The 9,162-nt window shown below is 58.3% G+C and carries 4 protein-coding genes and 2 pseudogenes; 3 read left to right on the top strand and 3 right to left on the bottom strand.

Annotated features, from left to right (window positions below; genetic code table 11):
• Both ACZRMS_RS25860 and ACZRMS_RS25855 read left to right on the top strand, forming a co-directional pair.
• Positions 1 to 4,146: pseudogene (locus tag ACZRMS_RS25860) on the top strand (LapA family giant adhesin); the annotation flags it as partial.
• A 161-nt stretch (positions 4,147 to 4,307) separates the two neighbouring features.
• A complete protein-coding gene (locus ACZRMS_RS25855; RefSeq protein WP_029300706.1) occupies positions 4,308 to 4,646 on the top strand; it encodes a hypothetical protein in 339 nt (112 codons plus the stop codon).
• A 14-nt stretch (positions 4,647 to 4,660) separates the two neighbouring features.
• Here the strand turns inward: ACZRMS_RS25855 and lapD are convergent, their stop codons facing one another.
• Positions 4,661 to 6,607 carry a cyclic di-GMP receptor LapD gene (gene lapD, locus ACZRMS_RS25850; RefSeq protein ID WP_029300704.1) on the bottom strand — a complete coding sequence of 649 codons (1,947 nt, stop codon included), beginning with the start codon at positions 6,605 to 6,607 and terminating at the stop codon, positions 4,661 to 4,663.
• Between the two features lie 14 nt (positions 6,608 to 6,621).
• Positions 6,622 to 7,314 carry a cysteine protease LapG gene (gene lapG, locus ACZRMS_RS25845; RefSeq protein WP_153338392.1) on the bottom strand — a complete coding sequence of 231 codons (693 nt, stop codon included), beginning with the start codon at positions 7,312 to 7,314 and terminating at the stop codon, positions 6,622 to 6,624.
• 287 nt (positions 7,315 to 7,601) lie between these two features.
• Between lapG and ACZRMS_RS25840 the strand changes: the two are divergent.
• Positions 7,602 to 8,455 (top strand): annotated as a pseudogene (locus tag ACZRMS_RS25840) (IS5 family transposase).
• 243 nt (positions 8,456 to 8,698) lie between these two features.
• Here the strand turns inward: ACZRMS_RS25840 and ACZRMS_RS25835 are convergent.
• Positions 8,699 to 8,947: a hypothetical protein gene (locus ACZRMS_RS25835; RefSeq protein ID WP_146427878.1), complete on the bottom strand. Its 249-nt coding sequence runs from the start codon at positions 8,945 to 8,947 to the stop codon at positions 8,699 to 8,701.
• Positions 8,948 to 9,162: the final 215 nt, after the last annotated feature.

The following is a 9,162-nucleotide window of genomic DNA, read 5'->3' as shown; positions in this document are numbered from 1 at the left end:
ACCCAGACCGTCCAGATCACCGGCACCGCGGGTGGCAACTTCGAGAAGCTCGTAGTCGCTGGCGACGGCGCAACGACGCAGATCAACGACACCATCGACGATGTGAAGGTTGTGCTGACCGCCACCACCAACGTCGCCGAAGGCGGCCAGATCGTCTACACCGCCAGCCTCGTGGATAAGAACGGCGTGGCCGTGACCAACGTGGGTTCGGACCTGGTGATCAAGTTGGACAACGACTTGAACATCACCATCGGCAATGGCAAGACCAGCGGTACTGCCAACTTCACCGCGCCGAATGACTTCTACCTGGGCGCCAAGGACATTTCCGCCAAGATCACCAATGTGGTCAGCGGTGGCGACAAGTATGAAAACCTGATCCCGGTCGGCACGCCAGTAATCACCAAAGTGACGGACGTGACGAGCAACACCGTGATCAGTATTGCGGGCGATACCTCGGTGACCGAAGGCCAGACCGCTCACTACACGTTGAACCTGACCCAGCCGGCGCAAACCGAAGTCACGGTGACCCTGTCGTACAAAGGCGTGGCCCAGGACGGTTCAGACTTCAACGGCGTGTACACCGTGAAGATTCCGGCCGGCCAAAGCAGCGCGACGTTCGATATCAAGACCATCGACGACAAGCTGACCGAGCCTACGGAGAAGTTCGAGATCAGTATCTCGGGCACTTCCGGCGGTAACTTCGAGAACCTGGCTATCAGCACCACCAACGGCAAAATCGAAACGTCGATCATCGATAACGATGCGCCACCGGTTATCGACCTGGATGCCAACAATTCCAGTGGCGCCACCGGCAACGACTACAGGACTACGTTCACCGAAGGCGGCAGTGGCGTGTCGATTGCTGATACCGACATCAAGATCACCGACCCGGACAGCACCCAGCTGACTGGCGCCACGGTAGTCCTGACCAATACTCAGCCGAGCGACACGCTGGACTACAGCAAGGTCACCGGTATGAACGTGACCTCGGTCACGGACCCTGTCACCGGCAAGATCACCCTGACCCTGACCGGTACGGCGTCGCTGGCTGACTACATGCAGCAGATCAAGAACATCACGTTCGGCAACAGCAGCCACGACCCGAGCACCACGCCACGGACCATCACCGTGACGGTGACCGACGGCGGCAATTACTCGAACGTGGCAACCACCACGGTCAACGTAGTGGCGGTCAACGACGCACCGGTTGCCACCGGCGGTGCCGTCACCGGCACTGAAGACACGTCGCTGAAGCTGACCTGGGCCAACTTCGGGGTCAGCGATGTGGATTCGCCGCAGGCCAGCCTCGGGGTGAAAATCACCGAGCTGCCAGTAGCCGGCAAGCTGCAGTTCCTGGCAGCGGATGGCACTACCTGGACCAACGTGACAGCCGGCCAGACCTTCACCAAGGCGCAGATCGACGGCGGCCAGTTGCGCTTCACGCCAAATGCCAACGAATCCGGAGCCGACGGCTACGGCGGCACAGGTGTGGGCAACAAGCAGGCTGATTATGCACAGTTCAAGTTCCAGCCAACCGATGGCAAGGACCTGGGCACCAGCGCCACTGTAAAAGTCGACATCACTCCGGTTGCAGACGCGCCGACCTTGAGCGTTGCCGATAACAACATCGCCTCGGTCGGCCTGACCAAGCAGAGCTGGAACAGCATTGCGAACCTGGGCACCAACGGCAATGGTGCCTCGGCGACCGTGTTGAAAAATGCCATCGACAACGCCGGCACGCCAACCAGCACGACGGTTTCGACCACCGTCCTACCTACTGCAGATGTGCCTGGCGGTGCAGGCTCGAAGACCTCCGGCCTGATCTACCTGGAAGCCGGCAAGTCGTACACCTTCAGCGGCTACGGCGATGACAGCATCCTGGTCAATATCGGCGGCAAAGATGTGGCTAGCGGTACCTGGGGCTCGAACTCCGGCCAGTTCAACGGTACGTTCACCCCAACCAGCAACGGCTACTACAGCATTGATATCTACCATGCCAACCAATCAGGTCCGGGCAGCTTTGATCTCAAGCTGTCGGTCAACGGTGGCACCGCGACCAACCTGAGCAACACCACGATGCCGATCTACACCGGCATCAACGACCTGATCAGCGCCGGCGCGCAAGTGTCGGATCTGCACGGTACAAACGGCCAGGGTTACTACGACGCGTACAAGCTCAACGAAGGGCTGGAAAACGGCACGGTCAAACTGACCAAAGTCACCACCGGCCTGACCGATACCGACGGTTCGGAAACCCTGAGCGTGAAGATTGGCAGCATCCCGGTGGGCGCAGTGCTCAGCGACGGTGCCGGGCATACCTTCACGGCGACCCAGGGCCATACCGAAGTGGACGTCACCGGTTGGAACCTCAACAACCTGAGCCTCAAGCCACTGCCTTACACCAGCGGCCAGTACAACCTGACCGTGACGTCGACCTCCACCGAAAGCCTCGGCGGCTCGGCCACAACCGTGGCCAATCTGCCGGTCAAGGTGTACCCGGCAACCTATAGCGGGAGCACGGCGACTTCGGGCGATGACAACGTCACCGGTACCAGTGGCAACGACATCATCGTGGCGGACGTTTCGGGCCTGAACGTAGTTCAGGGCAAGAACTACAACATTGCGTTCATGATCGATACGTCGGGCAGTATGGGTTCGGACTCGGTAGCGGCGGCGAAAGCCTCGCTGACCACCGTGTTCAACTCACTGAAAAACAGTATCGGCTCCAGCACCTCCGGGGTCGTGAACATCTTCCTCGCGGATTTCAGTGACCAGGTCAATCGCACGGTTACAGTCAACCTGAAAGACCCAGGTGCACTGGAGGCGTTGCAGAAAGTCCTGGATAAGATGGTGTCGACCGGCGGCACCAACTACGAAGACGTGTTCAAGTCTGCATCCAACTTCTTCCAAAGTGCCCAGGCGACTGGCAACAAGGATGCAATCAACACCACGTACTTCATCACCGACGGTGAGCCGACGTTCTACCAGCGCGCCGAGCAGACCAACCCGTACTTGTACGGTAACGTCAGACTCGATGATGTCGTCAACATGAACAACTACACCATAGGTACCGCCACCCGGATCAACATCGAGTCGAATGTCTCCCTTGAGATCAACGCTGCCGGTAAGGTGACCCTCTGGTACTACGGCTCAGGGTACTACGGCTCAGGGTACGACCGGGGGATCATCCACGCTCAAGGGGATGGCACCTATGAGACATCCGTTCGTGACGGTTATGGCAACTACACCGACGGGCCCACCACCAGCAACTCCCAGAGCGCGTTTGCATTGCTCAAAGGCCTGTCAACGGGTGGCGTAGAAGCCATCGGTCTTAAAAGCGGGGTCGGCCTGGAGCAGTTGGCACCGTACGACAGCGACAACAAGCCACAAAGCAACATCGATCCGAAGGACCTGGCCAACGCCATCCTCGGTCACAGCGAGGCTACCCTGCCGGGTGCCGACCGTGTCGATGGCGGTGACGGCAACGACATCCTGTTCGGCGACCTGGTGAGCTTCACGGGTGTTACCGGCGAAGGCTACAACGACATCCAGTCCTACGTGGCAGGGAAAAACGGCGTGGCGGTGTCTGCAGTCACCGGCCAGGATGTGCATAAGTACATCACCGAGCACTACAACGAGTTCAACACCTCGGGTGCCAAGGACGGCAATGACACCCTGCTGGGTGGCTCGGGTGATGACATCCTGTTCGGCCAGGGCGGCAACGACTACCTGGACGGTGGCAAGGGCAACGACATCCTGTTGGGCGGTACCGGCAACGACACGCTGATCGGCGGCCAGGGCAATGACATCCTGATCGGCGGCACCGGTGCCGATACCTTCGTCTGGAGATCCGGTGACGTCGGCAACGATGTGATCAAGGACTTCAAGGCATTGGAAGGCGACCGCATTGACCTGCGTGACCTGCTCAAGGGTGAAACCGACGGCACCATCGACAACTTCCTGAAGTTGACCACGGTGGATAACGTGACAACGCTGCAGATCAGCTCCGAAGGCAAGCTCAACGCCGCCGGCGGCCTGGCCAATGCGGATGTGACGATCAAGCTGGAAGGTAACAACTGGTCCGGCCAGACGATCAATTCGTTGATCAGTGGTGCTGACCCGACCATCAAGGTCGATCACACCTAAGCTGAACCACTGAACCGGCCGCCTCTTGAGGCGGCCGATTCATTTGCGGCCACCGTTCACTGGCATGGGGTCGCGATTGCACGGCATACTCACGCCCAATCGCGCGCCGTTGGCCTATGCTCTGACAGGCTGTCGTCAGTTCTTCTCATGAGGGATGTTCAATGTTCTACGTGCAACGTGATGCACAGGGTGAGCTGATTCGCGCCGAAGCGGTTGCCTTCGCCGAATCGACGGGCACCCTGCCCGCGGATCATCATGAGATCCAGGCCTGGTTTGCCAATGAAGAAGCGGAGCTGAGCCTCAAGCAGCTCAAGCACAGTGACTCGGAGATGATCCGGGTGCTGGAAGACTTGATTCAGGTGCTGATCCAGAAAGGCGTAATCAACCTGACGGACCTGCCGGTCGCCGCGCAAGCCAAGCTCAAGGACCGCAGCAACGCCCGGGAATCACTGGGTGGCCTGAGCCACCTGATCAATGATGATGAGACCGGCCTGATCTGAGGCCGGCCACGGCCTCAGCGCCAGGGCGCCGGCTCACCAAACAGCTGGCCCTGCACGCCAAAAATCCCCATTTCACGAATTACCTGCAACTCACCCTCGGTTTCGACCCGCTCGGCAATCAGCGGCAAGTCGATGCTGTGGGCTGCGCGCTGGATGGCTTCGATGAACAGGCGCTTGTCGCTTTCCTGGTCGATGTCGCGGATGTAGCTGCCATCGATCTTCAAGTAGGCCAGGCCCAGGCGCGCCAGGTTGCCGATCATGCTGAAGCGCCCGCCAAAGCGTTGCAGGCTGAGGGAAAAGTTCAGCTCCCGCAGGCGGTGGGTCAACTGCTCCAGCACCGCCTGTTCGGGCAGTTGCTCTTCACCGATTTCCAGGGTCAGGCGCGGGCCCAGGTTGGCATGTTGGCGTAGCAGGTCGAAGATTCGGTTCAGGGCTTGCGGGTCTGCCAGGGTCGCCGCAGACAGGTTCAGGGCCAGCGAGTGCTCATGGCTGGCCATTTGTTTGAGTACCAGCTCCAACATCACCCGATCCAGGCGCGCCGACCAGCCAAACCGCTCAAGCCAAGGCAGGAAACGGCCGGCCGGGATCGTGTGGCCATGGCCGTCGACCAAGCGCGAGAGCACTTTGTAATGCAGGACCAGTTGCGGATCCTGGCTGGCCACCACCGGTTGGAAGTACAACTCGAAGCGATGTTGGGTCAGCGCCTGGTCCAGCAGTGTGTGCCAGGCATGATGGTCGTCGCCGACGCTGGCAGCTGCGCTGTGGTCCAGGCACACCCAACTGACATCGCCCTGGGTTTCGGCCTGGGCCAGCGCCTGGTCGGCCAGGGTCAACAGGGCTTGCGGCGAATCACCATGATTGAACGGCGCCAGGCCGATACAGGCAACCGGCGAAACGTCACTGGCGCCGGTGGCTTGCAGGCTTTGCAGGGTGCTTTCCAGGTTCTGCGCCAGCTGCAACGCCTCTTCACGCATCAGCCCCGGCGCCAGCACGGCAAACTCGCCACCGCGGATACGGGTGACCAGGTTGTGGGTTTCCGGATACGGCTCGCACTGGCGCAGCAACTGTTCACCGACCGCCTGCAGCAGTTGGTCGGTGCGTTGGCCGCCGAGGCGCTGGTTGAGGCCGGCCAGGTCCTTGACCCGCAACACCAGCAGGTAGCCTGAGCTGGTTTCTTCGGGGTTGCTGACCCGCGCATTGAGTTGCATCTCGAAGTAACGGCGGTTAGCCAGGCCGGTGAGGTTGTCTTGATAGGACTCCACCCGCAGTTTTTCGCTACGCTCGGCCTGTTCCTGGAACAGGGCCTTGAGCTTTTCCACCATCTGGTTCATCGCCTGCACCACGCGGCGCAGTTCCGGGGTGCGCGGCAGATCCGGCAGGCTCAGGAATTCGCGGCGGGCAATGGCGTGGGACTGTTTGACCATGTAGTCCAAAGGCTTGAGTTGCCGGCGCAGCAACAGCGCGCCCAGCACCGCACTCACCGCGCCGCACAGCAATAACCAGCCGAGGCTGCCCAGGGCGCTCTGCCACAGCTTGGCCAGGGCGAACATCGGATGGCTGACCACCTCGACCCGCGCCGCCTGCTCCCAGCCACGGCTGACCAGGGCGTCACCACCGGCCGGTTCCAGGCCGATCAGCTTGACGAACCAGTTGGGCACGCCGTTGTTGTCGGGGATGCCACTGCGTTCGACGATGACCTGGTCGTTGGTCACATCGATCACCCGGATGCTGGCGTAATAACCACTATCGAAAATCGAGCTGACCAGCAGCTCGACCATCGCCGGGTCGTCGATATTGGGTGTCAGGGACAGCGCCAGGGCGGTCGCCGCGTCCTGCGCGTGGGAGCGCAGTTGGTTCACGTACTGGGTACGCGAGCTTTCCAGGCTGACCATGAAGCTGCCGCTGAAGGCGACCACCAGGAACAGACAGATAGCGATCAACAGCTGTTTGAACAGTGACATCTGAACAGTTACTCCTAGTTGGCCGGCTCGGCTGGGAAGCCTTCCGCACGCATTTTTTTCAACACATCCTGCCAGCGCGACAGGCGTTTGGTGTCGCCGACCTTTTTGTTGCCCTTGGCGCCCGGCAGGTACAAGCCCTCGGCGTTGAAGGAGTAGACCGGCAGCAAGTCGGTCCGTTGGCTGGCAGGCTGGATTTCATCGATCAGGCTGTCGAGTACCAGGGGCATGGCCTCTGGCGTCGAATAATAGGTCAAGACCATATGGGCGCGATTCTGCCGCAATGCCTTGACGTAGGTAATGCGCAATTTGTCGCTGGAGACGCCCAGGTGACGCAGGCTGAAATACTTGGCGATGGCATAGTCTTCACAATCACCGGCGCCTTTCCACAGGGCTTCGATGGGCGTTTCCCAATAATCGACCTGGTTCCACAAGTCGATATCTTCGACATAGCGCACGCGCTTGTTGAAGAACAGGTTGACCACCTTGAGCTGCTCCGTCTCGCTGCCTTGTTTTTGCGTGGCCAGCAGTTGCTGCCAGTCATCAATACGCTGCTGACCCGCACCCAACGGCCCGTAGAGCGCGGTGGCGCGCCGGCTGATCTGGGAGAAATCCCAATCGGCATGCAGCCCGCCAGGCAATAAGCCAGCCAGCAGCAGCGCTGAAAACAGCCAGCACAGAAACCGCGAGGGAGTAAAACGTGCCGCCAATGGTTTCAGTCCGTAGAAAGAGACGCAGAATCAATCGATGGTGAAGGGTCGGTCGGCAAAAAACAATGGCACTGTGCAATCACTCAGTCCCCATTACGCTAGAGCAACCGCGCCTTGTAAGACGCCGGCAAGCCATAATGTGCGATGAAAAACCGCGCTGTTGAGTCGCTTACAAAGGGAAACCTTGCCTGTTTGACAAGCTTGCATGCAATCTCTAGGCTCTGTACGTAAACCCAAGAAATACGATTTTCTGTAAAATACACCGCCATTAAAGCCAGGAGGCCAAGATGGCAAAGCGGTATGAACTCCCCGACGCAGCCTGGGATCTGGTTGCAGATATCTTCACCAAAAATCAGCGCACCGGGCGCCCTCGGGCCGATGATCGCCTGATGCTAAACGGTATTCTCTGGGTGCTTTGCTCTGGCGCAGCCTGGCGAGACATGCCCGAACGATTCGGCCCTTGGTCAACGATCTATCAACGGTTCCGGGGATGGCGTGATTGCGGAGCTTTTGATCAGATGCTCAAGCGTCTTCATATCCGATTGAATGAGCAGGGTTTGATTGACTTGGAAACATGGATGATCGACTCCACTGCCGTACGAGCAACCCGGGCCTCATCAGGTGCCGGGAAAAAAGGGGATTTGAAGAACCGCAAGACCACGCGCTCGGGCGCAGCCGGGGTGGCCTGACGACCAAGATTCACATGCTGTGCGACGCCAATGGTGTGCCTCTGCGTTTCCTGTTGTCAGGCGGACAAGCCAGCGATATAGCCTATGCCCAACCGCTACTCGATCAGGCTTGCATACCCAGCCTGCGCGGTCGCCCACGCAAGCGTTGCCGCTGGTTGCTGGCTGACAAGGGTTACGACGCTGAAGCGCTGCGCCAGTATTGTGATCGTTATCGCATGCAGCCAGTCATTCCGTTGCGAAGCATGAAGCGCAAAACCAAGCCAGGATTGCCTCGACTTTTTGATCGCCCCAAATATCGGCAGCGCAACATCATCGAACGCATGTTTGGCTGGCTGAAGGAGAACCGTCGCATCGTGACGCGCTTCGACAAGCTCGCAACAAGTTTTGCGGCGATGGTCTCATTGGCCTGCGCTATGCGGTGCTTGCGACAATACTTTACGTACAGAGCCTAGGGGGTAAAAAATGACCGCCGTGAAAAATGGGGTTCAGGCGGTCAAAAAAACGCAACGTATAGGAGCAAACATTAAACAAAATCACTATAGTTTGACCTTCAAAGATTTTCCACTTGCCCATTAAACTAAATTATTTTAGCCCCTTAAATGGTCTTGTGTTCGTTCAGAGGGATGACAAAGTAGCGGTATAATGAATCGACCAAGTTCGGAGGGACGCTCGTCACGATAGAGCATAGTGAAGCGTCACCCTCGAAGACCGTAGGCTAAATCTCCTTCTTCTTCCGTCCTTTCGATCACCATTCGTTTTTCTTCGGCATCGCAGCTAATCATCAGGCTCGCACCGTCTAACTGAACAAAAATTACTTTTGCTGTTTTATTATTCACAATTGTGGCTACGCTTTTTGGCCTTGTATTCAACTGATGAATCGCTTTCGATTGGGCCTCTCCACATAGCTCGAATTGTACAGGCAAAGTACTTGAATCATTAGCCATGCAGAAGTTGTGAAAACAGAAAAAAAACGCTGAGATTACGGTCAAGCAGGATTTTCTCATAAACGTGACCAAAGGGAATGAGGATACTCCACATGGTAGTACCTATATAAAATCTTGCTAGGGGGTGTTCTCATTCAGGCGAGCCATATGACAGCAGACACAAGGGATAACATCGACTGGTAATTCCTGGCCAGTCGCTCATATCGTGTCGCTAT

It is taken from the genome of Pseudomonas sp. B424 (assembly GCF_055408345.1).
This window is presented reverse-complemented; position numbering and strand designations above follow the sequence as displayed.